Genomic DNA, 25,802 nt, shown 5'->3' on the forward strand with positions numbered 1-25,802 from the left:
AGTGGACGCATGATCCAGATCAAGACGGCGCACGAGATCGAGCTGATGCGTGCCTCCGGGCTCGTGACCGCCGGTGCCCTGAAGGCGGTGCGCGCCGCCGTGCGTCCCGGGGTGAGCACCAAGGAGCTCGACGCGATCGCTGAGGACCACATCCGGTCCCAGGGCGCGGTGCCGAACTTCCTCGGCTACCACGGCTTCACCGGCACCATCTGCGCCTCGGTGAACCACGAGGTGGTGCACGGCATCCCGAACCCGGACCGGGTGCTCGCCGACGGCGACAACATCTCGATCGACTGCGGCGCCATCCTGAACGGTTGGCACAGCGACTCCGCGATCACCGTGACGGTGGGGGAGCCCTCCCCGGAGGACGCCGCGCTGCTCGAGGTGACCGAGCGGTCGATGTGGGCGGGGCTCGCCCGCGCGCTGGCCGGCGGTCGGCTCACCGACATCAGCCACGCGGTGGAGGAGGCGATAACCGCCTCGGAGCATCCGTACGGCATCGTCGACCACTACGGCGGTCACGGTATCGGGACCGAGATGCACCAGGATCCGCACGTCCTCAACTACGGCCGGGCCGGCCGCGGTCCGAAGCTGGTCCCGGGCATGGCGCTGGCCATCGAACCGATGGTCACCGTGGGCGACCCGGCGACGGTGGAGCTCGAGGACGGGTGGACCGTGGTCACCAAGGACGGCTCCCGGGCCGCTCACTTCGAGCACTCCGTGGCCATCACCCCCGAGGGCCCCTGGGTCCTGACCGCCGAGGACGGCGGTGTCGCCGGCCTGGCACCGTTCGGCGTCACACCGCGCACCTGAGAAGGGCCCCCACCGCTCGCTCCGTTCGCGCGGGCCCCTGCGACGGGGCCGATGCGCCTGCCGGCGGGGTGCGCGGCCACCGTCACTCCAGCCCGGGTTGGAGACTCGGGGCGGGGCGGGGTAGAGTGGCCGATGGCGTTCGCGTCGTCCGTCGTCCTGCTGTGGCCGTAGTCCGACGGACGCCCTCTGCGAGATCGCCGCTCCAGCACCACCGTCCGTGCCGTCCCGGCATGGGCGCGACCAGCTCCACTGCGAGTTCTGTGAACGAGGAGGCCGTGTAGGGCATGGCAAAGAAGGACGGGGCCATCGAGGTCGAGGGTCGCGTCGTCGAGCCGCTCCCCAACGCGATGTTCCGAGTGGAACTGCAGAACGGGCACCGGGTGCTCGCCCACATCAGCGGCAAGATGCGGCAGCACTACATCCGCATCCTGCCCGAGGACCGCGTGGTCGTGGAGCTCTCGCCCTACGACCTGACCCGCGGTCGCATCGTCTACCGCTACAAGTGACCGCCGGCCCTCCGTGCAACGAGCGCGGGCGTCGGCACATCGATCTGAGGAATGAGGGGCGGCACCGGTGAAGGTCCAGCCGTCGGTGAAGAAGATCTGCGACAAGTGCAAGGTGATCCGCCGGCATGGCCGGGTCATGGTCATCTGCGACAACGCCCGGCACAAGCAGCGCCAGGGCTGAGGGAGTACCTGAACATGGCACGACTGGCTGGCGTCGACCTGCCCCGCGAGAAGCGGATGGAGATCGCGCTCACCTACATCTACGGGATCGGCAAGACCTCGGCGAAGGCGACCTTGAGCGCGACGGGCGTGAGCCCGGACCTGCGCGCGAAGGACCTCTCCGACGAGGACCTGCTGAAGCTCCGCGACTACATCGACGAGCACTTCCGCGTCGAGGGTGACCTGCGCCGTGAGGTCGCCGCCGACATCCGCCGCAAGGTGGAGATCGGCTGCTACCAGGGCCTGCGCCACCGCCGTGGCCTGCCCGTGCACGGTCAGCGCACCAAGACCAACGCGCGCGGCCGCAAGGGCCCGCGCAAGACGATCGCCGGCAAGAAGAAGGCTCGCTGAGTCGAGCTCGACGGCGCGCCGTCGCGGGTCCGTAGGGCCGGACCGGCGGCGCGCCAGCAGCGACAGCGCTGCACCCGCACCACCAGGCCACGAACACAGACACAGACCGGAGAGACATGCCTCCCAGGGCTCGCGCGGCTGCTGGCACCAAGAAGGTGCGCCGCAAGGAGAAGAAGAACGTCGCCCACGGCGCGGCGCACATCAAGAGCACGTTCAACAACACGATCGTGTCGATCACCGACCCGACCGGGAACGTGATCAGCTGGGCCTCCGCCGGCCACGTCGGCTTCAAGGGCTCCCGCAAGTCCACGCCGTTCGCCGCGCAGATGGCCGCCGAGAACGCCGCGCGCAAGGCGCAGGAGCACGGCATGCGCAAGGTCGACGTCTTCGTCAAGGGCCCGGGCTCCGGCCGGGAGACCGCGATCCGCTCGCTGCAGGCCACCGGCCTCGAGGTGGGTCAGATCCAGGACGTGACGCCGCAGCCGCACAACGGTTGCCGCCCCAAGAAGCGCCGCCGGGTCTGACCGGTCACTGACGAGACGAAGAGGTAGATAGACGTGGCCCGTTACACCGGAGCCGACTGCCGCCTGTGCCGGCGCGAGAAGATGAAGCTGTTCCTCAAGGGCAGCAAGTGCGAGTCCCCGAAGTGCCCGATCGAGATCCGGCCGTACCCGCCGGGCGAGCACGGCCGGGGTCGCAGCAAGGACAGCGAGTACCTGCTGCAGCTGCGTGAGAAGCAGAAGGCCCGCCGCATCTACGGCGTGCTGGAGAAGCAGTTCCGCGGCTACTACGAAGAGGCGAACAAGAAGACGGGCAAGACCGGTGAGGTCCTGCTGCAGATCCTCGAGTCGCGCCTGGACAACGTGGTCTACCGGGCCGGTTTCGCCGAGTCCCGTGACATGGCCCGCCAGCTGGTGCGCCACGGCCACATCAAGGTCAACGGCCACAAGGTCGACATCCCGTCCTACCGGGTGAGCGCCAACGACATCGTCGAGGTCGCCGCCAAGTCGGTCGAGATGGTCCCCTTCCAGCTCGCCCAGGCCAAGGCCGGGCAGCGCCCCGTGCCGCCGTGGCTGGAGGTCATCACCACGCAGCTGAAGGTGTTGGTCCACAACATCCCGGCGCGCCAGGTGATCGACACCCCGGTGCAGGAGCAGCTGATCGTGGAGCTCTACTCCAAGTGATCCACCGGCCCTGACCAGGCTCTCGCCTGGTCAGGGCCTGCACGACGGCGGGACGGGCGGACAGATGTCCGTCCCGCCGGCACCACCCCTCACGGCGTCATATGGCGGGTGCCGGAGGACCTGAAGGAGAACCATGCTCATCGCACAGCGTCCGACCCTCACCGAGGAGACCATCGACGCCCAGCGCTCGCGGTTCGTCATCGAGCCGCTGGAGCCGGGCTTCGGCTACACCCTCGGCAACTCCCTGCGTCGCACCCTGCTGTCCTCGATCCCCGGCGCTGCTGTCACCAGCATCCGCATCGAGGGCACCCTGCACGAGTTCACCACCGTGCCGGGCGTCAAGGAGGACGTCACCGAGATCATCCTGAACCTCAAGGGTCTCGTGGTCAGCTCCGACTCCGACGAGCCGGTCACCATGTACCTGCGCAAGCAGGGCCCGGGCGAGGTCACCGCCGCCGACATCGCGCCGCCGGCCGGTGTCGAGGTGCACAACCCCGAGCTGCACATCGCCACGCTCAACGCGAAGGGCCGCCTCGAGGTCGAGCTCGTCGTCGAGCGCGGCCGCGGGTACGTGCCGGCCACCCAGAACAAGCAGCCCGGCCAGGAGATCGGTCGCATCCCCGTCGACTCGATCTACTCCCCGGTGCTCAAGGTCACCTACGCCGTCGAGGCCACCCGCGTCGAGCAGCGCACCGACTTCGACCGCCTGGTCGTCGACGTCGAGACCAAGCCGTCGATGGAGCCCCGCGACGCCATCGCCAGCGCCGGCTCGACCCTGGTCGAGCTCTTCGGCCTGCTGCGCGAGCTCAACGTCGACGCCGAGGGCATCGAGGTGGGGCCCAGCCCGGCCGAGGCCGCCGACATCGCGAACTTCTCGATGCCGATCGAGGACATGGACCTCACCGTCCGGTCCTACAACTGCCTCAAGCGCGAGGGCGTGCACACCGTCGGTGAGCTCGTCACCCGCTCCGAGGCCGACCTGCTCGACATCCGCAACTTCGGTGCGAAGTCGATCGACGAGGTCAAGCTGAAGCTCGCCGCCATGGGCCTCGCGCTCAAGGACAGCCCGCCCGGGTTCGTCCCCTCCTCGGTGGAGAGCTACGACGAGGGCTACGAGACCGACGCGTACCAGGGCGACGCCGCCTTCGGCGACCCGGCCCAGTACGACGAGGGCAACTACCAGGAGACCGAGCAGCTCTGACGAAGGACCCCGCTGCCCCCCGCCGCGAGCACGCTCGCGGCGGGGCCCCGCAGCGGGGCCACTCGGGGCCCGGCACACTGGTCCCGGACCCAGCACCGCACTCTGCAGCACCGCGATGGACGACGCAGCCGGCACATGCCCGCCCGGCCGCCTGAGGAAGGACCGACATGCCCACCCCCACCAAGGGCCCCCGTCTCGGCGGGTCCCCCGCGCACGAGCGGCTGATGCTGGCCAACCTGGCCACCTCGCTGTTCGAGCACGGGCGGATCACCACCACCGAGGCCAAGGCCAAGCGGCTGCGCCCGCTGGCCGAGAAGCTGGTCACCTTCGCCAAGCGTGGTGACCTGCACGCCCGCCGGCAGGTCATGACGACGATCCGTGACAAGGACGTCGTGCACCACCTGTTCGCCGAGATCGGTCCCCGCTTCGCGGAGCGCCCCGGTGGCTACACGCGCATCGTCAAGGTCGGTCCCCGCAAGGGCGACAACGCCCCCATGGCGATCATCGAACTGGTCGAGGGTCAGACCGTGGCCCAGCAGGCCGTCGGTGAGGCCGAGCGTGCCCGTGGCACCCGCTTCGCCTCCGGCACCGGCGCGGCCGCTGCTGCCGGTGAGGTCAACGCCGACGCAGGCGACCTGACCGACACCGACGTCACCACCGGCCCCGGGGGCGACACGAGCCCGGCGGTCAGCGGCGACGAGCCGGCCGAGGACGTCGCTGCGGGCCAGGAGGTCGTCACCGACGTCTACAACCCGGACGGCGACCGGCAGGACGACGGGGACGTCACCCCCGAGCCGACCGCGGAGAACCTGGCCGTGGTCGACGACCCGACCCTCTCCCCGGACGTGGCGAACGCCGCGGCCGCCGAGGTCGAGGCCGCCGAGCTCAGCGACGCCGCCACCGCCGGGACGCACGCCCCGGGCGGCGAGCCCGAGATCGACCCCAAGTGATCCGACCGGCCTCGCGCTGAGGCCGGGGGTCATGGACCACCAGCACGCAACGGACGAGCCCGCCACCGCACCCGGTGGCGGGCTCGTCCGCGTTCGCCTGGACGTCGCCTACGACGGCACCGCGCTGCACGGGTGGGCCCGCCAGCCCGGCCTGCGCACCGTCCAGGGCGAGCTGGAGCTCGGCCTCGCCACGGTGCTGCGGTCCGACGTCGACCTCACGGTTGCCGGCCGCACCGACGCGGGCGTGCACGCCACCGGCCAGGTCGCGCACACCGACCTCCCGGCCGACCTGTTCGCCGCACACGAGCGGCGACTGCTGCGCCGGCTGCGCGGGGTGCTGCCGCCCGACGTCGCGGTGACCGGTGCCCGGGTGGTCACGTCCGACTTCGACGCCCGCTTCGGGGCCCTCGCCCGGCACTACGTGTACCGGCTGACCGACGCCGACGCCGGGCCGCCACCACTGCGCCGGGCGGACACCGTCGGCTGGGCCCGCACGCTGGACGCGGGCGCGATGTCGCTGGCCGCCGGCCTGCTGCTCGGGCAGCACGACTTCGCCGCCTACTGCCGACGCCGGGAGGGGGCGACGACCATCCGCACCCTGCTGGACCTCGACGTCGTCCGGGACGGCGACCTGATCGAGGTGCGCGCCTCGGCCGACGCCTTCTGCCACTCCATGGTCCGCAGCCTCGTGGGGGCGCTGATCGCCGTGGGCGAGGGACGACGGCCCGTGGGCTGGCCGGCGTCGCTGCTGGAGCTGCGCCGGCGGGCGAACGACGTGCCGGTGGCGCCGGCCGGCGGCCTGACGCTGGTCCGGGTCGACTACCCCTCGGACGCCCAGCTGGCCGACCGCGCCCGGCTCACCCGGGCGCGGCGCGACGGCTGATCAGGGGAGGGCGGCGACGGCCTCGTCGATCGGGGTCTCGCCGGCGACCAGCTCCACCACCTCGCCCCACTTCCCGGCGGCCAGGATCTCCGCGAGCACCGCGGCGACGTCGTCCCGGGGCACGCTGCCCCGCTCGACCCCGTGCCGGAGCGTGACGCGCCCGGTGCCGGGGTCGTCGGTGAGCCCGCCCGGCCGCACGATCGTGGTGTCCAGCCCAGCCCGGGGGAGGACGGAGTCCTCCGCGGCGAGCTTGGCCTGCAGGTACGCGGCGAACTGGGGGTCCATGCCCTGCGGGGTGCCCTGACGGGCCTGCTCGACGCCCATGGAGGAGACCAGGAGGTAGGGGCGCACCTCGGCCCGCTCGGCGGCGTCGGCGAGCAGCACGGCCGCTCCGCGGTCGACGGTGTGCTTGCGGTCCGGGCCGCTGTTCGGTCCGCCGCCGGCGGCGAAGACCACGGCGTCGGCACCGCGGACCACGTCGGCGACCTGGTCGACCGAGGCCTGCTCCAGGTCCAGGACCGTGGGCTGGACGCCGTCGGCCTCCAGGTCGGCCCGGTGGTCGGGGTTGCGGACGATGCCGACGACGGTGTCCCCGCGGCTGCTGAGCAGCCGGCCGAGGCGACGCGCGACCTGTCCATGGGCTCCGGCGATCACGATGCGCATGGCCCCGCCCTACCCGCCGGCGCTGCCCGGCAGTCGTCCGGTGGCGGCGGCCCGGGCCGCGGCGAGCTCCGCAGGGGTGTCGCAGTCGGTCCACGGCGGCGGGGTGCCGGGCGGCGCGGAGGGGTGGTGCCGGACGGCGGCGAGGGGCCCCAGCACCGACCGCAGGGGCGCGTGCGGGCGGGCCCCGACGAGCGCGGTCCGGAGCGGCCCGGTGCGCCACAGCCCCAGGAGCAGCTGGTCCCGGCCGGTCTCGTCGACGACGAGCGCGCCGTCCCCGGTGAGCCTGTCCCGCAGCTCGGCGACGAGCTGCGGCGTGACGAACGGCAGGTCGCCGGCGAGCACCGCGACCACGCCGACGCCGGGGGGCACCGCGGCGAGGCCGGCGGCCAGCGCCGGCACGGGGCCACCGCCGGGGGGCTCCTCCCGCACCAGCACGGCACCCGCCGGCACGTCCTGGGGAGGGCCGACGACGACCCGGGGCCGCGCGTCGGCCACCGCGGCCAGGACGGCGTCCAGCATGGTCCGGCCACCGACGTCGAGCTGCGGCTTGGGCTGCCCGCCCAGGCGGGAGGCGCGGCCGCCGGCGAGGACGACCGCGGCGTAGGGCGGGAGCTCGGTCACGGCACGAACGGTAGGGCGCGACCGGTGAGTACCGTCAGGCGCGTGGGACGAGTCACCAGCCGGACCCCGGTGCTGCGCATCCGGGGCGACCTGCACACCAAGCGCCCGGACACCGTCGCGGCGGAGGAGCCGTTGGAGATTCGCCTGGGCGGCACCCCGCTGGCGGTGACGATGCGCACCCCGGGCGACGACTTCGACCTCGTGCACGGGTTCCTGGCCACCGAGGGCGTCATCCGCAGCGCCGACGACCTCGCCGGGCTGCGGTACTGCAACTCCGTCGACGACGAGGGCAGGAACACCTACAACGTGGTGGACGTCGACCTCGCGCCCGGCGTCGAGGCACCGGACACCGCGCTGGACCGGAACTTCTACACGTCCAGCTCGTGCGGGGTCTGCGGCAAGGCGAGCATCGACGCGATCCGCACCCGGACCAGCTACGCCATCGCCGGTGACGACACCCGGCTCACGCTGGAGACGCTGCTGGCCCTGCCCGACCGCCTGCGGGCGGCGCAGCAGGTGTTCGAGAAGACCGGTGGGCTGCACGCGGCCGGGCTGTTCACGCCCGAGGGCGAGCTGGTCGCGCTGCGCGAGGACGTCGGCCGGCACAACGCGGTGGACAAGGTCATCGGTGACGCGGTGCGCGAGGGGCGGGTGCCGCTGTCCCGGCACGTCCTCATGGTCAGCGGGCGGTCGTCGTTCGAGCTGACCCAGAAGGCGGCGATGGCCGGCATCCCGGTGCTCGCCGCGGTGTCGGCGCCCAGCTCGCTGGCGGTGGAGCTGGCCCAGGAGTTCGGCATGACGCTGATCGGCTTCCTCCGCGGCGACGGCTGCAACGTCTACACCCACCCGGAGAGACTGCTGCTCTGACTGCGACGCTGCCGCGCCGCACCGCGGCCAGGTGTCGTCCCCGATCTGCGCTGAGCCGCTGCCCGCGTTCCCGGCGGGAGCCTCCGGCCCCGCGCCGGGTCCCCCGGACCGTCCTACGGACGGGTGGTCCGTACCCGTACCCGGCTCTCCGACCTCACGGGCCCGGCGCTGACGCGCCGGGCCCGTGGTCGCCGCCGCGGAGCTGGCTGACGACGTGCGGCAGGAGCGGGCCGAGGACGGCGAGCCCGTCGCGGACACCGCCGGTGGAGCCGGGCAGGTTCACGATCAGGGTGCGGCTGCAGGTGCCGGCCAGACCCCGGGACAGCACCGACGTCGGCACGCTGCCTTGGCCGTACCGCCGGATCGCCTCGGCGATGCCGGGCGCCTCCCGTTCCAGGACGGCGCGGGTCGCCTCGGGGGTGACGTCGGTGGGGGTCAGCCCGGTGCCGCCGGTGGTGAGGACGACGTCGGCGCCGGCGGCCACCGCCTCGCGGAGCACGATCTCCAGCTCGGCGATGTCGTCCGGGCGGACGTGCGGCCCCTCGACGGTGAAGCCGAGCTCGCGCAGGCCGTCGGCGAGCGCCTGGCCGCTGCGGTCCTCGTACACGCCGAACGCCGCGCGGTTGGACGCGGTGACGACGACGGCCAGGGCGTCGGGCGGGAGCTCGGTCACCGGTGGAAGTCCCCGCTCTTGCCGCCGGTCTTCGACAGCAGCTGGACGTCGGTGAGGGAGGCGCGCTTGTCGACGGCCTTGACCATGTCGATCATCGTGAGCCCGGCGACGGTGACCGCCGTCAGGGCCTCCATCTCCACGCCGGTGCGGTCGGCGGTGCGCGCGGTGGCGGTGATCTCCACGGCGTCGGCGGTGATCTCCAGGTCGACGGTCACCCCGTGCAGCGCGATCGGGTGGCACAGCGGCACCAGGTCCGGCGTCCGCTTGGCCCCGGCGATGCCGGCGATCCGCGCGGTGGCGATCGCGTCGCCCTTCGGCACGCCCCCGCTGCGCAGCAGCGCGACGACCTCCGGGCTGACCAGCACCCGGCCGGCCGCGGTGGCCGTGCGGGCGGTGACCGCCTTCGCGGTGACGTCGACCATCCGGGCGGCGCCGGACTCGTCGAGGTGGGTGAGCCGGGGCTCGCTCATTGGAGTGCTCCTTCGATCAGGACGACGGTCACCTCGGCGCCCGCGGGCAGCTCGGTGACCTCCTCGGGGAGGACGACCAGGCAGTTGGCGCGGGCCAGGTGGGCGACCAGGTGCGAGCCGGGGCCACCGACCTGGGACACCTCGCCGCCGTCGAACCGGCCGCGGAGGAACTGGCGCTTCCCCGCCGGGGAGTGCAGCGGCGCGGTGAGCCGGGCGGTGGTGCGCAGCCGGTCGGGGTCGCGGTGCCCCAGCGCCCGGCGCAGGGCCGGCCGCACGAACACCTCGAAGGAGACGAACGAGCTCACCGGGTTCCCGGGCAGGGTGACCACCGGGACGCCGTCCACGGTGCCGGCCCCCTGGGGCCCGCCGGGCTGCATGGCGACCTTGCCGAACTCGACGGTGCCCAGGCCGCGGAAGGCGTCCTTGACCACCTCGTAGGCGCCGGCGCTCACCCCGCCGCTGGTCACCAGCAGGTCGGCGGTGCTGAGCTCGGCGCGGACGGTGCGCAGGAACTCGTCGACGTCGTCGGGCACGAAGTGCAGCGTGCGCGCCTCGCCGCCGGCGGCCTCGACCGCCGCGGCCAGCAGCACCGAGTTCGACTCGTAGATCTGCCCCGGCAGCAGCGGCCGGCCGGGCTCGACCAGCTCGCTGCCGGTGGACAGCACCAGCACCCGCGGGCGGCGGCGCACGGGCACGACGGCGTGGCCGAGCGCGGCCGCCAGGCCGAGCTGCGCGGCGCCGAGCGGCGTGCCCGCGGCGAGGGCGACCTCGCCGGCGCGGATGTCCTCCCCGGTGTGGCGCAGGTGCGCGCCGGCGGCGGGGGCGCCGGTGATGGTGACCACGTCGGTCGCGCCGTCGGTGCGCTCCACCGGGACGACGACGTCTGCGCCGGCCGGCACGGGGGCGCCGGTCATGATCCGGTGCGCCGTGCCCGGCTCGAGGACCGGGACGTCGGTGCGCCCGGCCGGGATGTCGGCGGCGACCGGCAGCCGGACGGGGGTCTCCGGTCCGGCCCCCGCCACCTCGGCGTGCCGGGCGGCGTAGCCGTCCATCGCCGAGTTGGTGAAGCCGGGCAACGAGACCAGCGCGGTGAGGTCGGCGGCGAGCACCCGTCCGGCGGCAGCGCCGAGCGGGACGTCCTCGACCGGCAGCGGGGCCAGCAGGCCGCGCACCACCGCCTGGTGTTCCTCGACCGTTCGCACGCCCCCATCCTCACCGACCCGGCCCGGCGCCGGACCAGGGGGCGCGTGCACCACCCGGCGGGACCGGGCAGGGTGGGCTCCGTGAGCGCTCCGGAGGGACCGGCCGTCGTCGTCGGGCAGGTGGGCCGTGACCTGGTGCTGGAGATCGACCAGCTGCCCGCCGGCGGCGGCAGCACCCCGGTGCGCTCCCGCCGTGAGCTGCTCGGGGGCAAGGGCGCCAACCAGGCCGTCGCCATGCAGCAGCTGGGTCTGCCGGCTGCGCTGGTGGGCGTGCTGGGGGACGACGAGGCGGGTGACCACGTGCTGGCCCAGGCGGTGCACGACGGGCTCTGGATCTCCGGGGTGGTGCGCCGGCGCGGTGGGACCACCGCCCTGCTGGTCGACCTGGTGGAGGCCGGCGGCACCCGGCGGCTCCTCGAGGACGTGCCCGGGTCGAGCCTGCTGACCCCGGCCGACGTGGCGGCCGCCGGTGAGCTGTTCGAGCGCGCCCGGGCGGTCGTCCTGCAGCTGCAGCAGCCCGGGCCGGCGGTGCGGGCGGCGCTGGAGCTCGCGCCCCGCAGCGCCCTGACGGTGGCCGACGGCGCCCCGCCGGACGGCGAGACGGCGGAGGCGCTGCTGGCCGGGGTGCAGGTCCTCCGCGCGGACGCCGCCGAGGCCGGCATGTGGGTCGGCGGCGAGCTGTCCGGCCTGGACGACGTGCGCGCCGCGGCCACCGAGCTCTGCCACCGGGGCCCGCGGGTGGTCTGCCTGGCCGCCGGTGAGCAGGGCGACCTGACCGTGTGGCGCTCGCGCAGCGGGCGGGTGCAGGAGCAGCTCGTCCCGTTGCAGGGGGAGTCCCCGGTCGACCCGACCGGCGCGGGGGACACCGTCGTCGCCGCGCTCACCGCGGCCCTGCTGGCCGGCCGTGACCCCCGGGAGGCGGCCTGGCAGGCGGGCGTCGCCGCGGCGCGCACCGTCTCCCGGCTCGGCGGCCGCCCGCGGCTGGACGCCGAGGAGGTGCGGCGGTCCGCCGAGGAGGCCCGTCGTCCTGCCGGTCGCTGACCTCGCCGCTAGCGTGGTGGCCCGGATCCTAGGGGAGAGGACTGCTGTGAGCGAGATCGACCGGATGCTGGCGGCCAACGAGGAGTGGCTGGCCGAGTTCCCGGGGCCCATGCCGGTGGCGCCCGGGCGCAAGGTCGCCGTCGTGGCCTGCATGGACTCCCGGATGCCGCTGTTCGGCCTGCTCGGCCTCGCGGTGGGCGACGCCCACGTGCTCCGCAACGCCGGCGGCCTGGTCACCGAGGACACCCTCCGCTCGCTCGCCATCTCCCAGCACCTCCTGGGCACCCGCTCCGTGGTGCTCGTGCACCACACCGACTGCGGGCTGAACAAGGCGACCGAGGAGCAGTTCCGCGCCGCCGTCGAGGAGGCCACCGGGGTGCGGCCGCCGTGGCCCGCGGGTGCCTTCAGCGACCTGGACGCCGACGTCCGGGAGTCGATCCGCCGCGTGCGCGAGGCGCCCTACCTGGTGACCGAGGAGATCCGGGGCACGGTCTACGACGTCACGACGGGCCGGCTGCGCGAGGTGTCCTGACGGCGGGCCTGCAGGGCCCGTTGCGAGCTCGCGGGCGGTGCGGCGGGCGAGATCCTTTGGGGGTCCTCCCTCCTGGTATCGTGTCCGTTTGGCGCGCGCTGCCGGCTGGTGCACGCGTGTCCCGGGTCGTCGGTCACCTGCACGCACGGTGCCCGGATGGCGGCCAAGTCTCCCGTGCTCGGTGAGGCGATCCCACCAGCCGCCCGCCCGATCGACGAAGGACAGTGAGCCTCGTGCGCACGTACAGCCCCAAGCCCGGTGACATCACCCGGGCGTGGCACGTCATCGACGCCACCGACGTGGTGCTCGGCCGACTCGCCAGCCAGACCGCACAGCTGCTGCGCGGCAAGCACAAGCCCCAGTTCGCCCCGCACGTGGACGCCGGTGACTTCGTCGTCATCGTCAACGCGGGCAAGGTGGCGCTGACCGGCTCCAAGCGCGACGACAAGATCGCCTACCGCCACTCCGGCCACCCGGGCGGCCTCAAGCGGACCAACGTCGGCGACGAGCTCCGGACCCGCCCCGACCGCGTCATCGAGCGCGCCGTCAAGGGGATGCTGCCGCACAACTCGCTGGGCCGGCAGATGCTCTCCAAGCTCAAGGTCTACGCCGGGCCCGAGCACCCGCACGCCGCCCAGCAGCCCCAGACCTACGAGATCAAGCAGGTGGCCCAGTGACCACGCCCATGACCACGGCCCAGACCGTGACCGACGCCGACGGGCGTCCGGTGCAGACCGTCGGCCGCCGCAAGGAGGCCATCGTCCGGGTGCGCCTGCTCCCCGGCACCGGCCAGTTCCGGCTCAACGGCCGCTCCATCGAGGAGTACTTCCCGAACAAGGTCCACCAGCAGCTCATCCGTGAGCCGTTCGTGATCCTGGAGAAGGCCGAGCAGTACGACGTCGTGGGCATCCTGCACGGCGGTGGCGTCAGCGGCCAGGCCGGCGCCCTGCGCCTGGCGATCGCCCGCGCGCTGATCGAGGTCGAGCCCGACGACCGGCCGACGCTGAAGAAGGCCGGCTTCCTGACCCGTGACCCGCGTGTCACCGAGCGCAAGAAGTACGGCCTGAAGAAGGCCCGCAAGGCCCCGCAGTACTCCAAGCGCTGACCGGCGTCCGGGGGTCTGTTCCATGGGTCGCCTCTTCGGCACCGACGGCGTCCGGGGCCGGGCCAACGCCGACCTGACGCCGGAACTGGCCCTCTCGGTGGCCCGTGCGGCCGCCAGCGTGCTCGCCGACCGCGACGGGACCTCGCGTCCCGTCGCGGTCGTCGGCCGCGACCCCCGCGCGAGCGGGGAGATGCTCGAGGCGGCCGTGGTCGCCGGGCTGGCCAGTGCCGGAGCCGAGGTGCTGCGGGTGGGCGTGCTGCCCACGCCGGCCATCGCGCACCTGACCGGGCGCACCGACGCCGACCTCGGCGTGATGCTGTCGGCCAGCCACAACCCGATGCCCGACAACGGCATCAAGCTGTTCAGCCGCGGTGGGCACAAGCTGCCCGACGCGGTCGAGGCGGCGATCGAACGGCGGGTCGCCGGCGGTCTCGACGGCGGTGACCCCCGGGGCGACCACCGCCCCACCGGCGGCGGGGTCGGCCGCGTCCGTGAGCTGGCCGGCGCCGCCGAGGACTACACCGCCCACGTGCTCTCCGCCCTGCGCGAGCCGTTGCGCGGCCTGCGCGTGGTGGTCGACTGCGCCCACGGCGCCGCCTTCCGCTGCGCTCCCGAGGTCTACCGCCGGGCCGGTGCGCAGGTGCACGTCATCGGTGGCGAGCCCGACGGCTGGAACATCAACGACGGCATCGGCTCGACCCACCTGGAGCCGCTGATCGCCGAGGTCGCCCACCGCGGCGCGGACATCGGCATCGCCCACGACGGTGACGCCGACCGCTGCCTGGCCGTCACCGCCGAGGGGCAGGTCGTCGACGGCGACGCGATCCTCGCGATCTGCGCCTTGGCGCTGCACGAGAGCGGCAACCTCACCGACGACACGGTCGTGGCGACGGTGATGAGCAACCTCGGCTTCCACCACACCATGCGCGACGCGGGCATCACGGTGCAGACCACCGCCGTCGGTGACCGCTACGTGCTGGAGGCGCTCCGGTCCCGCGGGCTGTCGCTCGGGGGCGAGCAGAGCGGTCACCTGGTCTTCCTGGACTGGGCCACCACCGGCGACGGCCTGCTCACCGGCCTGGCCCTGCTGTCCCGGATGAGCGCGACCGGGGCGTCGCTGGCGGAGCTGGCCTCCGTCGTCCGGCGGCTGCCGCAGACGCTGGTGAACGTGCCGGTCACCGACCGGCTGGCGGTCGTGGAGAGCGACGAGGTCGCCCAGGCGGTCAACGCCGTCGAGGCCGAGCTCGGGGACGCCGGCCGGGTGCTGCTGCGCCCCTCGGGCACCGAGCAGCTGGTCCGGGTGATGGTCGAGGCGCCCACCCAGGAGGAGGCCGACGCGACCGCCGCCCGGCTGGCTGCGGTGGTGGCCGCCACCGGCTGAACGCCCGGGGCGCCGCACCGCGCTCCCTTGTCGCACCTGTCCCGTGCGATCCGTGTCGCCGTCGACCGTGACGGAACGGTCGCACGCTCGCCGGTACCATCGGTCGAATGTGCGGCATCGTGGGGTATGTGGGACCGCAGGACTCGCTCGACGTGGTCCTCGACGGTCTCCGCCGGCTCGAGTACCGCGGGTACGACTCGGCCGGGGTCGCGGTCGTCGCCGACGGGCGGCTGAGCACCGCGAAGAAGGCCGGCAAGCTCGCCAACCTGGAGAAGGAGCTCGCCGAGGAGGGGCTGCCCGCCGCCACCATCGGACTCGGACACACCCGGTGGGCCACCCACGGGGGGCCCACCGACCGCAACGCCCACCCGCACGTCTCCGCCGACGGCACCGTCGCGGTCGTGCACAACGGCATCATCGAGAACTTCGCCGCGCTGCGTGCCGAGATCGAGGCGACCGGTGTGGAGTTCACCTCCGAGACCGACACCGAGGTCGTAGCCCACCTGCTGGCCGCTGCCTACCGGGAGCTGCCCGCCGGTGCCGGCCGGCTCGCCGAGGCGATGCGGGTGGTCAGCGGCCGGCTCGAGGGCGCCTTCACCCTGGTCGCCGGGCACGCGGCGGAGCCCGACACCCTGGTCGCCTCCCGGCGCAACAGCCCGCTGGTCGTGGGCGTCGGTGAGGGTGAGTACTTCCTCGGCTCCGACGTCGCGGCCTTCATCGGGCACACCCGCAAGGCCCTCGAGCTCGGCCAGGACCAGGTCGTGGAGATCGACCGCACCCGCGGGGTCACGGTCACCGACTTCGCCGGCGCACCGGTCGAGCCCACCGGCTACGACGTCGACTGGGACGCCGCGGCCGCCGAGAAGGGCGGCTACGACTGGTTCATGCTCAAGGAGATCGCCGAGCAGCCGCAGGCGGTCGCGGACACCCTGCTGGGTCGGCTGGGGGAGAACGGCGAGCTCGTCCTCGACGAGGTCCGCCTCTCCGACCAGGAGCTGCGCGACATCGACAAGGTCTTCGTCGTCGCCTGCGGCACCGCCTACCACGCCGGCCTGATCGCCAAGTACGCCATCGAGCACTGGACCCGGATCCCGGTGGAGGTGGAGCTGGCCAGCGAGTTCCGCTACCGCGACCCGGTGCTGGACCGCTCGACGCTCGTGGTCGTCATCAGCCAGTCCGGTGAGACGATGGATACCCTGATGGCGCTGCGGCACGCCCGCGAGCAGAAGGCCCGGGTGCTGGCGATCTGCAACGCGAACGGCTCGACGATCCCGCGCGAGTCCGACGCCGTCCTCTACACCCACGCCGGGCCGGAGGTCGCCGTCGCCTCCACCAAGGGCTTCCTGACCCAGGTGGTCGCCTGCTACCTGGTGGGGCTGTTCCTCGCCCAGGTCCGCGGGGTCAAGTACGCCGACGAGGTCGCCTCGATCGTCGACGACCTGCGGCAGCTGCCGGGCGCGGTGTCCCAGGTGCTCGCCGACATGGAGCCGGTGCGCGAGCTGGCCCGGTCGCTGGCCACCGAGAACACGCTGCTGTTCCTCGGCCGGCACGTGGGCTACCCGGTCGCTCTCGAGGGCGCGCTCAAGCTCAAGGAGCTGGCCTACATCCACGCCGAGGGCTTCGCCGCCGGCGAGCTCAAGCACGGGTCGATCGCGCTGATCGGGCAGGGCACGCCGGTCGTCGTCGTGGTGCCGTCGCCGCGCAGCCGCGGGTCGGTGCACGGCAAGGTCGTCTCCAACATCCAGGAGGTCCGCGCCCGCGGCGCCCGGACCATCGTGGTGGCCGAGGAGGGTGACGACGACGTGCTGCCCTACGCCGACCACCTGATCCGGGTGCCGCGCACGCCCACCCTGCTGGCGCCGGTGGTCACCACCGTGCCGCTGCAGGTGCTGGCCTGCGAGATCGCCGACACCCGGGGCCTGGACGTCGACCAGCCGCGCAACCTGGCGAAGTCCGTCACCGTCGAGTAGGAGGGGCCTGTTCCCCGGTTGGATCAGGTCACCTGATCACTGCCTGTCCCCCCGCACCAGCATTGGTGCGGGGGGACAGGTGTTGGTGCAGGAGGACGCCGGGCGGGGCCACCGGGCAGACTGGGCGGGTGATCATCGGGGTCGGCATCGACGTGTGCCCGGTCGACCGGTTCGCCGCGTCGCTGCAGCGCACGCCGGGCCTGCGGGACCGGCTCTTCACCACCGCCGAGCAGCGCACGCCCGCAGGCACGGAGCGGACCGGGGAGTCCCTGGCCGCCCGCTTCGCGGCGAAGGAGGCGCTGGCCAAGGCCCTCGGCGCCCCCGGCGGCCTGCAGTGGCACGACGCGGAGGTGGTGGTCGGGGAGCGGGGCCGTCCACACCTGGAGGTGCGGGGCACCGTGGCCCGGCAGGCCGCCGAGCTCGGCGTCACCTCCTGGCACGTGTCGTTGAGCCACGACGGGGGCATCGCCTCTGCCGTGGTCATCGCCGAGGGTGCTCCGTGATCGGGCTCCACACCGCCGACGAGGTGCGGACGGCGGAGCGTGCGCTGATGGCCACGCTGCCGCCCGGCGCGCTCATGCAGCGAGCCGCGACGGGGCTCGCGACGATCTGCCTCGGGCTGGCCGGCCGGGCGCACGGGCTGCGGGTGGTGCTGCTCGTCGGCGCCGGCGACAACGGCGGTGACGCGCTGTTCGCCGGCGCCCACCTCGCCGGGCGGGGCGCGCAGGTCACCGCCGTCCTGCTGGACCCCGAGCGCGCGCACGCGGCCGGCCTGGCCGCGCTCCGCCGGGCCGGGGGCCGGGTCGCCGACCCCGCGCACAGCGGCCTGGACCGCGCCGACCTCGTCCTGGACGGGGTCGTCGGCATCGGGGGCTCCGGCGGCCTGCGCCCGGCCGCCGCCGACCTGGCCGGGCAGGCGGCCGCCGGGCCGGGGCTGCTGGTCGCCGTCGACCTGCCCAGCGGGGTCGCCGCGGACACCGGGGAGGTGCCCGGGGAGGCCTTCACCGCGCAGCACACGGTGACCTTCGGTGCGGTGAAGCCGGGGCTCGTCGTCGGGGAGGGCCGCCGGCACGCCGGGCAGGTGCACCTGGTCGACATCGGCCTCGGCCCGCACCTCGGCGAGCCGTCCGCCCGGCAGCTGGCCGATGCCGACGCCGCGGCGCGGATCGAGCCGCCGTCGCCGGACAGCGACAAGTACACCGGCGGGGTCGTGGGGATCGTCGCCGGCTCGGCCACCTACCCGGGGGCCGGCGTGCTCTGCACCGGCGCCGCGCTGCGCACCCGCCCGGGCCTGGTGCGCTACGCCGGTACCGCCGCCGACGGGGTGCGCGCCTCCTGGCCGGAGGCGATCGTGACCTCCGGCCGCCCCGGGGACGCCGGCCGGGTGCAGGCCTGGGTGGTGGGCCCGGGCATGGGCACCGACGACGACGCGCGCAGCGTGCTGGCCGAGGTGCTCGCCACCGACCTGCCGGTGGTGGTGGACGCCGACGGGCTGACGATGGTCGCCGACTCCCCGGAGCTCGTCCGCGACCGGACGGCGCCGACCGTGCTCACCCCGCACGACCGCGAGTTCGCCCGGATCTTCGGCGAGGTGGGCGCCGACCGGATGGCTGCCGCCCGCCGGGGGGCGGCCGAGCTGGGGTGCACGGTGCTGCTCAAGGGCGATGCCACCGTGGTCGCCGACGCGGCGGGGACGACGTTCGTCAACGGCACCGGCACCCCGTGGCTGGCCACCGCCGGTACCGGTGACGTCCTCTCCGGCGTGCTCGGCTCGGTGCTGGCGCAGACCCCGGTCACCGGGCTGCCCGCGGTCGAGGCCGCCGCGACCGCCGCCCACGTGCACGGCCGGGCGGGTCAGCTGGCCGCCGCGGACGGACCGCTGGTCGCCGGTGACCTGGTGCGCCACCTGCCGGAGGCCGTCGGCCGGCTCTACCGGGGCGGTGCCCCCGCCTGAGCGGGCGCGCCTGGGACAGTGAGCTGGTGACGACGGTGCAGCAGACCCCCCGGCGGACCGGGGACAGCCGGGCCGAGGTGCTGGTCGACCTGGACGCGATCGCGGCGAACACCGCGGTGCTGCGCGAGCGGGTCGGCCGGCCGCTGATGGCCGTGGTCAAGGCCGACGGGTACGGCCACGGGCTGGTGCCGGCCGCCCGTGCCGCGCTCGCCGGCGGTGCCGACGCGCTCGGGGTGACCGTGCTGGAGGAGGCGCTCGCGCTGCGCGCGGCGGGGGTCACCGCGCCGCTGCTGTCGTGGCAGCACGGGCCGGGGGAGGACTACGCCGCCGCGCTGACCGCCGACGTCGAGGTGTCGGTCAACGCCGAGTGGGCGCTGGCCGAGGTGGTGGACGCCGCCCGGGCCACCGGCCGGACCGCCCGGGTGCAGCTGTTCGCCGACACCGGGCTGTCCCGGGAGGGCGCCACCCCGGACGCCTGGCCCGGGCTGGTGGCGGACGCGGCGCGCGCGCAGGCCGACGGCGAGCTGGTGGTCACCGGGCTGTGGAGCCACCTGGCCTACGCCGACGCCCCGACGCATCCGACGATCGGCCGGCAGGTCCGGGTCTTCGAGGAGGCCGTGGCGCTGGCCCGGGCGGCCGGGCTGACCGACGCCCGCCGGCACCTGGCCAACTCGGCGGCGACCATCGCGCTGCCGGGGACCTGGTTCGACATGGTCCGTCCCGGCGTGGCGGTCTACGGGCTGGACCCGCTCGGCGGCGACCCGGCGCAGTACGGGCTGCGCCCGGCGATGACCGTGCGGGCCCGGGTCGCGCTCACCAAGCGGGTACCCGCCGGTGCCGGGGTCTCCTACGGCCACACCTACGCCACCGCGGACGAGACGACGCTGGCGCTGGTGCCGGTGGGGTACGCCGACGGGGTGCCCCGGGCCGCCGGCAACCGTGCGCGGGTGCTGGCCGCGGGCGCGCAGCGCACCATCGCCGGCCGGGTGTGCATGGACCAGTTCGTGCTCGACGTCGGGAACGACCCGGTGGCGCCCGGTGACCGGGTGGTGCTGTGGGGCCCGGGTGACGACGGCGAGCCGACGGCGCAGGACTGGGCCGACGCCCTCGACACCATCCACTACGAGCTGGTCACCCGGGTCGGTGGCCGGTTCACCCGCCGGCACGTCGGCACGGCCGGGGCGGTCTGATGGCCGCCGCGAACCGCCACCCGCACCAGGTCCACCACCTGCACCGGCCCAGCGGGCGCACCGTCGGCCTGGTCGGTGCGGTGCTCGGGCTGGCCGCCGCCGGCACGGCCGTCGGGGTCACCGCCACCCGCGCGGCCACCGCCCGGGTCCGTGCCGAGCGGCTGGCCGGCCAGGTTCCCGACGTCGACCAGGAGACGTGGCAGGAGCTGCGCGAGGAGGACCCGCTGGGCCTGCGCCGCCGCCCGGCCGACCGGACGGCGGTGGTCGAGGCCGACGACGGCTGCCGGCTGGCCGTGGAGGAGGTCGGCCCGCTCGACGCGCCGCTGACCGTCGTGTTCGTGCACGGCTACGCGCTGTCGATGCACTCCTGGACGTTCCAGCGCCGCGACCTCGGCGAGCAGCTGGCCACCGCCAACGGCCACCGGCCGGCGGCCCGGCTGGTCTTCTACGACCAGCGCGGCCACGGCTCCTCCGGCCGGGGCGACGCCGCGCACGCCACCATCGAGCAGCTGGCGGCGGACCTGGAGGCGGTGCTCACCGCGCGGGTGCCGCGCGGCCCGGTGGTGCTGGTCGGCCACTCGATGGGCGGGATGAGCCTGCTGGCGTTCGCCCGCCGCCGTCCGGAGCTGTTCGGCGACCGGGTGGTGGGCGTGGCGCTGGTGTCGACCTCGAGCGGCAACCTCGCCGACCTCGACTTCGGGCTGCCGCACCTGCTCACCCGAGTGCGGGCCGCGGTGCTACCGCTGGCCGCGTGGACCATGCGCCGCCGGCCGGTGATCGCCGAGCACACCCGCCGGCTGGCCAAGGACGTCGTCTCCGCAGCCACCCGGGCGCTGTCGTTCTCCTCCGCCGACGTCGCGCCGGCGCTGGGCCACTACGTGGACGCGATGATCGCCGGCACCCCGGTCGACGTGATCGCGGAGTTCTACCCGGCGCTGGTCCGCCTGGACCAGAGCGGCGCCATCGAGCCGCTGCGCCGGGTGCCCGTCCTGGTGCTCACCGGCGACAGCGACCGGATGATCCCCGCCGCGCACAGCGAGCTCATCGTGCAGGACCTGGGCCGCGACGAGCACGGGGTGGACTTCGTCGTCGTACCCGACGCCGGGCACCTGGTGCCGCTCGAGCACCCGGAGCAGGTGACGGCGGCGCTGTCCGAGCTGCTGCGCCGGGTGGAGGCGGAGCGGGGGTCCCGGCGCGGGTGACCGCACCGGCCCGGTCGTAGGGTGCTCGCCGTGGCCGCCCTCCGACCGCCCCGCCTCGACGCGGCCGCCGACGAGGTGGCCCGCACCGCCGCGGCCGCGGCGGACTGGACCGCGTTGGCCGGGGTCGCCCGCTCCTGCGTGGCCTGCCCGGAGCTGGCCGCCACTCGCCAGCACGTCGTCGTCGGCGACCTGCCCGTCGGTGGCCGCCCGCGTCTGGTCCTCGTGGGCGAGGCCCCGGGGGCGACCGAGGACGAGACCGGCCGGCCCTTCGTCGGGCGCTCCGGCGCGCTGCTGGACCAGTTGCTCGGCGAGGCGGGGCTGGACCGGGCCGACGCCGCGGTGCTCAACATCGTGAAGTGCCGACCGCCGGCCAACCGGACCCCGAAGGCGCCGGAGGTGGCGCGCTGCAGCGGCTGGTTGCGCCGCCAGCTGGAGCTGCTCGACGCCCGGGTGGTGGTGGCGCTGGGGCTCTCCTCGGCGAAGTGGTTCCTCGGGCCGCGCACGGTGCTGGGCCAGGTCCGCGGCCGGGCGCACGAGGTCGACGGCCGGCAGGTGTGGGCCACCTACCACCCGTCGGCGGCGATCCGGTTCGGGCCCAACGGGGCGCCGCGCGCCGGGTTGCTGGCCGACCTGCAGGCCGTGGCGGGCGCGCTGTGAACCGCGAGCACCTGCTGCCCACGCCGGCGGACACCCACGCCCTGGGCCGCGAGCTGGCCGGGCTGCTGCGCGCCGGCGACCTCGTCGTGCTCGCCGGCCCGTTGGGCGCCGGCAAGACCGCGCTCACCCAGGGCATCGGCGCCGGGCTCGGCGTGCGCGGGCCGGTCACCTCGCCGACGTTCGTGCTGGCCCGGGTGCACCGCGGCGGCCGGGTGCCGCTGGTGCACGTCGACGCGTACCGGCTCGGGAGCATGGCCGACGTCGACGACCTGGACCTCGACGCCACCACCGAGGAGGCGGTCACCGTGGTCGAGTGGGGACACGGCCTGGTCGAGCAGCTGGCCGACGAGCACCTGGTCGTCGAGCTGGACCGACGGGACGACGACGTCCGCACCGCCCGCCTCGTGCCCGTCGGCGCGGGCTGGGAGCAGCGCCTCGGCGACTGACCTGCGTCCGGCAGTGCCCGGGGCCGGGCCGTCTCGTACCGTCCAGGAACCGAGCCGCACACCGGTGCGGCCACCGGGTCGACGTCGGGGGCGTCGCCGGTCGAGGAGCGGAGGGGCCAGTGCGGGCACAGCCGGTCATCGAGACCATCTACGACGAGGTCCTGCGCCGGAACCCGGGGGAGACGGAGTTCCACCAGGCGGTGCGCGAGGTGCTGGAGTCGCTCGCGGTCGTGCTGTCCCGGCACCGCGAGTACACCGAGATGAGGACCGTCGAGCGGATCTGCGAGCCCGAGCGGCAGGTCATCTTCCGCGTCCCCTGGCAGAACGACCGCGGTGAGGTGCACATCAACCGCGGCTTCCGGGTGGAGTTCAGCTCGGCGCTGGGCCCCTACAAGGGCGGGCTGCGGTTCCACCCCTCGGTGAACCTGGGCATCGTCAAGTTCCTCGGCTTCGAGCAGGTCTTCAAGAACGCGCTCACCGGCATGCCGATCGGCGGGGGCAAGGGCGGGGCGGACTTCGACCCGAAGGGCCGGTCCGACGCCGAGGTGATGCGCTTCTGCCAGTCCTTCATGACCGAGCTGTACCGGCACCTCGGGGAGTACACCGACGTCCCCGCCGGGGACATCGGCGTGGGGGCGCGGGAGATCGGCTACCTCTTCGGGCAGTACAAGCGGATCACCAACCGCCACGAGTCCGGTGTGCTCACCGGCAAGGGCCTGGGCTGGGGCGGCGCGCTGGTGCGCACCGAGGCGACCGGGTACGGCGCCGCCTTCTTCGCCGCCGAGATGCTGGCGGCCCGGGGCGACGCGATGGACGGCAAGCGGGTCACCGTCTCCGGTTCCGGGAACGTGGCCGTGTACGGCATCGAGAAGGTGCACCAGCTGGGTGGGACGGTGGTCGCCTGCTCGGACTCCAGTGGCTACGTCGTGGACGAGCGGGGCATCGACCTCGACGTGCTCAAGGACGTGAAGGAGGTGCAGCGGGCCCGGATCGACGCCTACGCGGATCGTGTGCCGTCCGCGCGCTTCGTGGCCGGCGGCAGCATCTGGGACGTCCCCTGCGACATCGCGCTGCCGAGCGCGACGCAGAACGAGCTCGGCGGGGAGGCCGCGGAGACGCTGGTCCGCAACGGCTGCCGGTACGTCGTCGAGGGCGCCAACATGCCGGCCACCCCTGATGCGGTCCGCGTGCTCCGCGAGGCCGGTGCGGCCTTCGCGCCGGGCAAGGCGGCCAACGCCGGCGGGGTGGCCACCTCGGCTCTGGAGATGCAGCAGAACGCCTCCCGCGACCGCTGGACCTTCGAGCACACCGAGGCGCGGCTGGCGGAGATCATGCGGGACGTCCACGCCCGTTGCCACGAGACGGCCGAGGAGTACGGCGCGCCCGGCGACCTGGTGCTGGGAGCCAACGTGGCCGGCTTCCTCCGGGTGGCCGACGCGGTGCACGCCCACGGACTGGTCTGAACGGTCCGCCCCGGCCGAACTACGCTGGGCGGTCGTGCTGGTCCTCGCGCTCGACACCGCCACCCCGACCCTCGTCGTCGGCCTGGCCCGGTGGCCCGGCGAGGAGCCGGGCGCAGGCCCGGTGGAGGTGCTCGCCGAGCGCGCCGTCGCCTCGGGCAACCGGCACGCGGAGCTGCTCACCCCTGCCGTGCGCGAGGTGCTGGCCGAGGCCGGCGTGTCGCGGGCCGACCTCGACGCCGTGGTCACCGGGCTGGGCCCGGGGCCGTTCACCGGACTGCGGGTCGGCATCGTCACCGCCGCCGCGTTCGGGGACGCCCGGGGCCTGCCGGTGCACGGCGTCTGCTCGCTGGACGCGGTGGGCGAGGGCGCCCGGTCGGTCGTCACCGACGCCCGGCGCAAGGAGGTCCACTGGGCCACCTACGACGCCGCGGGCACCCGGCTGGCCGGACCCGGGGTCGACAGGCCCGAGGACGCGCCGGTGACCGACCCGGTGGTGGGCGACGTCCGGTTCGCCGAGCGGCTCGGGCGCGAGGTGACCGCCGCGGAGGTCACGACGGCCGGGCTTCTGCGCGCCGCCGCACCGCTGCTCGGCCACCCGCCCGCGCCGCTGGAGCCGCTGTACCTGCGCCGTCCCGACGCCGTGCCGCCGGCCGCCCGCAAGGCGGTCAGCCAGTGAGCGTCCGGCTGCGCGCGATGACCGCGGCCGACCTCCCCCGGGTGATGGAGCTGGAGGAGGAGCTCTTCGCGCCGGACACCTGGACCGAGTGGATGTACCGCGACGAGCTGGCCCGCCCCGACACCCGCCGCTACCTGGTCGCCGTCGACCCGGACGGCGTCGTCGTCGGCTACGCCGGGCTGATCGCCTACGACGACGAGGCGCACATCGCCACCATCGGGGTCACCGGCGCACGGCAGCACGAGGGCATCGGGGCGCTGCTGCTGGACACCCTGCTGGTGGAGGCCGACCGGCGGCCCACCCCGGTGCTGCTGGAGGTGCGCGCCGACGACGCGGCCACCCGGGCCTTCTACGCCCGCCGCGGGTTCGTCGAGATCGGCCGGCGGCCGCACTACTACCCGCTCAGCGGGGCCGACGCCGTCGTGATGGAGAGGAAGGTGCGGCCATGAGCGGACAGGGAGTGAGCATCGCAGCGAGGTCTGCGAGCGAGGAGCGGAGCGACCGCGGGAGCGAACGATGACGGTGAGCCAGCCGCTGGTGCTGGGTTTCGAGACCTCGTGCGACGAGACCGGCATCGGGCTGGTGCGCGGGCAGACCCTGCTCTCGGACGCGCTGGCCACGAGCATGGCCGAGCACGAGCGCTTCGGCGGCGTCGTGCCGGAGATCGCCAGCCGGGCCCACCTGGAGGCGATGGTCCCGACCGTGCACCGGGCGCTGGCCGACGCCGGGGTCGCGCTCGGCGACGTCGACGCCGTCGCGGTGACCGCCGGGCCGGGCCTGACCGGCGCGCTGCTGGTCGGGGTGGCGGCGGCGAAGGCCTACGCGCTGGCGCTGGACGTGCCGCTGTACGGGGTCAACCACCTCGCCGCGCACGTCGCGGTCGACGAGCTGGAGCACGGCCGGCTCGCCGAGCCGTCGCTGGCGATGCTCGTCTCCGGCGGGCACAGCTCGCTGCTGCTGGTGCCGGACCTGACCCAGGACGTGCAGGAGCTGGGCCGCACCATCGACGACGCCGCGGGGGAGGCGTTCGACAAGGTGGCCCGGGTGCTCGGCCTGCCCTTCCCGGGTGGCCCGCCGATCGACCGCGCCGCCCGGGACGGCGACCCGTCCTCCATCGCCTTCCCGCGCGGTCTCACCGGCCCGCGCGACGCCGCCTACGACTTCTCCTTCTCCGGCCTGAAGACCGCGGTCGCCCGCTGGGTCGAGGCCCGGCAGCGGGCCGGCGAGCCGGTGCCGGTGGCCGACGTCGCCGCCGCGTTCCAGGAGGCCGTGGCCGACGTGCTCACCGCGAAGGCGGTCCGGGCCTGCCGGGACAACGGGGTCGACCACCTGGTCATCGGCGGGGGAGTGGCGGCCAACTCCCGGCTGCGCGCGCTGGCCCAGGAGCGCTGCGACGCCGCCGGCATCGTGCTGCGCACCCCCAGTCCGCGGCTGTGCACCGACAACGGCGCGATGGTGGCCGCGCTCGGCTCGCGGCTGGCCGAGGCCGGGGTCGCCGCCTCGCGGATCGACCTGGGCGCCGACAGCTCGCTGCCGATCGAGGTCGTCTCGCGGTAGCGGCTGAGGGCTTCGCGGTAGCGCT

31 protein-coding genes are annotated in these 25,802 nt (G+C 74.6%); 26 read left to right on the plus strand and 5 right to left on the minus strand.

Annotated features, from left to right (window positions below; translation table 11 throughout):
• Positions 1–9 precede the first annotated feature (9 nt).
• The 9 genes from map to truA all read left to right on the plus strand — a co-directional run bounded on the left by map (position 10) and on the right by truA (position 6,107).
• Positions 10–813, plus strand: a complete 804-nt coding sequence (gene map / locus ACI79A_RS14245) for a type I methionyl aminopeptidase (RefSeq protein ID WP_457084209.1) — start codon at positions 10–12, stop codon at positions 811–813.
• 284 nt (positions 814–1,097) lie between these two features.
• Entirely contained in the window at positions 1,098–1,319 is a 222-nt protein-coding gene (infA, locus tag ACI79A_RS14250) for a translation initiation factor IF-1 (RefSeq protein WP_012950459.1), read from the plus strand.
• Positions 1,320–1,386: 67 nt separating this feature from the next.
• The gene (gene rpmJ, locus ACI79A_RS14255) at positions 1,387–1,500 is read left to right on the plus strand and encodes a 50S ribosomal protein L36 (protein ID WP_012950458.1); all 114 of its coding nucleotides are present in this window, start codon (positions 1,387–1,389) and stop codon (positions 1,498–1,500) included.
• Between the two features lie 14 nt (positions 1,501–1,514).
• A complete protein-coding gene (rpsM, locus tag ACI79A_RS14260; RefSeq protein ID WP_457076388.1) occupies positions 1,515–1,889 on the plus strand; it encodes a 30S ribosomal protein S13 in 375 nt (124 codons plus the stop codon).
• Between the two features lie 116 nt (positions 1,890–2,005).
• Positions 2,006–2,413: a 30S ribosomal protein S11 gene (gene rpsK / locus ACI79A_RS14265; RefSeq protein ID WP_026844840.1), complete on the plus strand. Its 408-nt coding sequence runs from the start codon at positions 2,006–2,008 to the stop codon at positions 2,411–2,413.
• Positions 2,414–2,446: 33 nt separating this feature from the next.
• Complete coding sequence (rpsD, locus tag ACI79A_RS14270; RefSeq protein WP_457084211.1) at positions 2,447–3,073, plus strand: 30S ribosomal protein S4; 627 nt, start codon at positions 2,447–2,449, stop codon at positions 3,071–3,073.
• Positions 3,074–3,206: 133 nt separating this feature from the next.
• Positions 3,207–4,274 (plus strand): DNA-directed RNA polymerase subunit alpha, encoded by a 1,068-nt coding sequence (locus tag ACI79A_RS14275; RefSeq protein ID WP_457076386.1) that lies wholly within the window; start codon positions 3,207–3,209, stop codon positions 4,272–4,274.
• A gap of 167 nt (positions 4,275–4,441) precedes the next feature.
• Positions 4,442–5,224 carry a 50S ribosomal protein L17 gene (gene rplQ / locus ACI79A_RS14280; RefSeq protein WP_457084213.1) on the plus strand — a complete coding sequence of 261 codons (783 nt, stop codon included), beginning with the start codon at positions 4,442–4,444 and terminating at the stop codon, positions 5,222–5,224.
• A gap of 31 nt (positions 5,225–5,255) precedes the next feature.
• Positions 5,256–6,107: a tRNA pseudouridine(38-40) synthase TruA gene (gene truA / locus ACI79A_RS14285; protein ID WP_457084215.1), complete on the plus strand. Its 852-nt coding sequence runs from the start codon at positions 5,256–5,258 to the stop codon at positions 6,105–6,107.
• Here the strand turns inward: truA and ACI79A_RS14290 are convergent, their stop codons facing one another.
• Both ACI79A_RS14290 and mobA read right to left on the minus strand, forming a co-directional pair.
• The gene (locus tag ACI79A_RS14290) at positions 6,108–6,770 is read right to left on the minus strand and encodes an SDR family oxidoreductase (RefSeq protein WP_457084217.1); all 663 of its coding nucleotides are present in this window, start codon (positions 6,768–6,770) and stop codon (positions 6,108–6,110) included.
• Positions 6,771–6,779: 9 nt separating this feature from the next.
• Positions 6,780–7,391, minus strand: a complete 612-nt coding sequence (mobA, locus tag ACI79A_RS14295; protein WP_457084219.1) for a molybdenum cofactor guanylyltransferase — start codon at positions 7,389–7,391, stop codon at positions 6,780–6,782.
• 42 nt (positions 7,392–7,433) lie between these two features.
• Between mobA and fdhD the strand changes: the two genes are divergently transcribed.
• A complete protein-coding gene (gene fdhD / locus ACI79A_RS14300) occupies positions 7,434–8,258 on the plus strand; it encodes a formate dehydrogenase accessory sulfurtransferase FdhD (RefSeq protein ID WP_457084221.1) in 825 nt (274 codons plus the stop codon).
• Positions 8,259–8,412: 154 nt separating this feature from the next.
• On the opposite strand, the gene ACI79A_RS14305 is transcribed toward fdhD, so the two are convergent.
• The 3 genes from ACI79A_RS14305 to moeA are packed head-to-tail and all read right to left on the minus strand — an operon-like array spanning position 8,413 to position 10,603.
• Positions 8,413–8,931, minus strand: a complete 519-nt coding sequence (locus ACI79A_RS14305; protein ID WP_457084223.1) for a MogA/MoaB family molybdenum cofactor biosynthesis protein — start codon at positions 8,929–8,931, stop codon at positions 8,413–8,415.
• Positions 8,928–9,401: a cyclic pyranopterin monophosphate synthase MoaC gene (moaC, locus tag ACI79A_RS14310; protein ID WP_457084225.1), complete on the minus strand. Its 474-nt coding sequence runs from the start codon at positions 9,399–9,401 to the stop codon at positions 8,928–8,930. Before moaC ends, ACI79A_RS14305 begins: the two co-directional genes overlap by 4 nt.
• Positions 9,398–10,603, minus strand: coding sequence for a molybdopterin molybdotransferase MoeA (moeA, locus tag ACI79A_RS14315; RefSeq protein WP_457084227.1), 1,206 nt, complete (start codon positions 10,601–10,603; stop codon positions 9,398–9,400). Before moeA ends, moaC begins: the two co-directional genes overlap by 4 nt.
• An 81-nt stretch (positions 10,604–10,684) precedes the next feature.
• Between moeA and ACI79A_RS14320 the strand changes: the two genes are divergently transcribed.
• The 16 genes from ACI79A_RS14320 (at position 10,685) to tsaD (ending at position 25,777) form a co-directional block, all read left to right on the plus strand.
• Positions 10,685–11,644, plus strand: a complete 960-nt coding sequence (locus ACI79A_RS14320; RefSeq protein WP_457084229.1) for a PfkB family carbohydrate kinase — start codon at positions 10,685–10,687, stop codon at positions 11,642–11,644.
• Between the two features lie 46 nt (positions 11,645–11,690).
• The gene (locus ACI79A_RS14325) at positions 11,691–12,176 is read left to right on the plus strand and encodes a beta-class carbonic anhydrase (RefSeq protein WP_457084231.1); all 486 of its coding nucleotides are present in this window, start codon (positions 11,691–11,693) and stop codon (positions 12,174–12,176) included.
• A 233-nt stretch (positions 12,177–12,409) separates the two neighbouring features.
• A complete protein-coding gene (gene rplM / locus ACI79A_RS14330; RefSeq protein ID WP_457084233.1) occupies positions 12,410–12,853 on the plus strand; it encodes a 50S ribosomal protein L13 in 444 nt (147 codons plus the stop codon).
• On the plus strand, positions 12,850–13,281 hold the full coding sequence (gene rpsI, locus ACI79A_RS14335; RefSeq protein ID WP_457084235.1) for a 30S ribosomal protein S9: 432 nt from the start codon (positions 12,850–12,852) through the stop codon (positions 13,279–13,281). Before rplM ends, rpsI begins: the two co-directional genes overlap by 4 nt.
• Positions 13,282–13,303: 22 nt before the next feature.
• Positions 13,304–14,662, plus strand: coding sequence for a phosphoglucosamine mutase (gene glmM / locus ACI79A_RS14340; protein WP_457084237.1), 1,359 nt, complete (start codon positions 13,304–13,306; stop codon positions 14,660–14,662).
• Between the two features lie 107 nt (positions 14,663–14,769).
• The gene (gene glmS / locus ACI79A_RS14345) at positions 14,770–16,632 is read left to right on the plus strand and encodes a glutamine--fructose-6-phosphate transaminase (isomerizing) (protein ID WP_457084239.1); all 1,863 of its coding nucleotides are present in this window, start codon (positions 14,770–14,772) and stop codon (positions 16,630–16,632) included.
• 128 nt (positions 16,633–16,760) lie between these two features.
• Positions 16,761–17,135, plus strand: a complete 375-nt coding sequence (locus ACI79A_RS14350) for a holo-ACP synthase (RefSeq protein WP_457084241.1) — start codon at positions 16,761–16,763, stop codon at positions 17,133–17,135.
• Positions 17,132–18,586 (plus strand): NAD(P)H-hydrate dehydratase, encoded by a 1,455-nt coding sequence (locus tag ACI79A_RS14355; protein ID WP_457084243.1) that lies wholly within the window; start codon positions 17,132–17,134, stop codon positions 18,584–18,586. The genes ACI79A_RS14350 and ACI79A_RS14355 overlap by 4 nt, the downstream gene beginning before the upstream one ends.
• A gap of 26 nt (positions 18,587–18,612) precedes the next feature.
• Positions 18,613–19,776 carry an alanine racemase gene (gene alr, locus ACI79A_RS14360; protein ID WP_457084245.1) on the plus strand — a complete coding sequence of 388 codons (1,164 nt, stop codon included), beginning with the start codon at positions 18,613–18,615 and terminating at the stop codon, positions 19,774–19,776.
• Positions 19,776–20,978: an alpha/beta fold hydrolase gene (locus ACI79A_RS14365; protein ID WP_457084247.1), complete on the plus strand. Its 1,203-nt coding sequence runs from the start codon at positions 19,776–19,778 to the stop codon at positions 20,976–20,978. The genes alr and ACI79A_RS14365 overlap by 1 nt, the downstream gene beginning before the upstream one ends.
• A gap of 30 nt (positions 20,979–21,008) precedes the next feature.
• Positions 21,009–21,635 carry a uracil-DNA glycosylase gene (locus ACI79A_RS14370; protein ID WP_457084249.1) on the plus strand — a complete coding sequence of 209 codons (627 nt, stop codon included), beginning with the start codon at positions 21,009–21,011 and terminating at the stop codon, positions 21,633–21,635.
• Complete coding sequence (tsaE, locus tag ACI79A_RS14375) at positions 21,632–22,081, plus strand: tRNA (adenosine(37)-N6)-threonylcarbamoyltransferase complex ATPase subunit type 1 TsaE (protein ID WP_457084251.1); 450 nt, start codon at positions 21,632–21,634, stop codon at positions 22,079–22,081. Before ACI79A_RS14370 ends, tsaE begins: the two co-directional genes overlap by 4 nt.
• Positions 22,082–22,200: 119 nt before the next feature.
• Positions 22,201–23,544: an NADP-specific glutamate dehydrogenase gene (gene gdhA, locus ACI79A_RS14380; RefSeq protein WP_457084253.1), complete on the plus strand. Its 1,344-nt coding sequence runs from the start codon at positions 22,201–22,203 to the stop codon at positions 23,542–23,544.
• A 34-nt stretch (positions 23,545–23,578) separates the two neighbouring features.
• Positions 23,579–24,220, plus strand: a complete 642-nt coding sequence (gene tsaB / locus ACI79A_RS14385) for a tRNA (adenosine(37)-N6)-threonylcarbamoyltransferase complex dimerization subunit type 1 TsaB (protein WP_457084255.1) — start codon at positions 23,579–23,581, stop codon at positions 24,218–24,220.
• A complete protein-coding gene (gene rimI / locus ACI79A_RS14390; RefSeq protein ID WP_457084257.1) occupies positions 24,217–24,669 on the plus strand; it encodes a ribosomal protein S18-alanine N-acetyltransferase in 453 nt (150 codons plus the stop codon). The genes tsaB and rimI overlap by 4 nt, the downstream gene beginning before the upstream one ends.
• Before the next feature lie 67 nt (positions 24,670–24,736).
• Positions 24,737–25,777, plus strand: a complete 1,041-nt coding sequence (gene tsaD, locus ACI79A_RS14395) for a tRNA (adenosine(37)-N6)-threonylcarbamoyltransferase complex transferase subunit TsaD (protein WP_457084259.1) — start codon at positions 24,737–24,739, stop codon at positions 25,775–25,777.
• Positions 25,778–25,802 lie beyond the last annotated feature (25 nt).

The sequence above is a fragment of the Modestobacter sp. SYSU DS0657 genome, assembly GCF_054050925.1.